The 508-nt window shown below is 58.9% G+C and carries 2 protein-coding genes; both read right to left on the bottom strand.

Features of this window, described 5'->3' with window-relative positions:
* Positions 1–192 (bottom strand): hypothetical protein (locus ACYQ6M_RS30390; protein ID WP_460077705.1); only part of this gene is annotated, 192 nt, incomplete at its 3' end.
* 22 nt (positions 193–214) lie between these two features.
* Positions 215–508 (bottom strand): hypothetical protein (locus ACYQ6M_RS30385; RefSeq protein ID WP_460077703.1); only part of this gene is annotated, 294 nt, incomplete at its 5' end.

Raw genomic sequence — 508 nt, 5'->3', positions numbered from 1 at the left:
CTGGATGGCGACCGAGCGCACCATACTGGACACCTCACCCACCCACGCCTCATAGATCCGTCCCACGCGGATGCTATTGAAGCGCTCGGCTGCGAGCCGCAAGGCATAGTTGAATTTCGCTTTCCGGCGCACTGACGGCCAATAGTCGGCGGCGTTTGCATCGACGCTCGGGATCGTCTTCGTTTTCAGCATGTCGAAGTCTCCTGTCGATAGGTTAGCGGAAGGCGAAGCCGGGTTGACTGGCTTGTCCGAAAATCGAGATTTCGAGCTGAACAGCCTCTTGCAGTTCCAGCCGGTACTTACGCGCGCTCCGCAGTAGCCCAAGGCGGGACGAACTCCGCTCAAGCATCCGGCAAGAACCGAACAAGGAGAACAGGACGGCCCGGCCAGTAACCGGCTTCACGCCCATTTTTCCGACATAGTATTTCCGCCCGTTGGCGTTGACGGCCTCCGGCTCCTCGCTTGCCCTGATTTGCCGATAGAGTTTCTTCCAGTCGGTGCGGTTCAT

The sequence above is a fragment of the Roseibium sp. ROS1 genome (assembly GCF_054658215.1).
The sequence above is the reverse complement of the archived record's forward strand: the minus strand, read 5'-3'. Positions and strand labels throughout refer to the sequence as shown.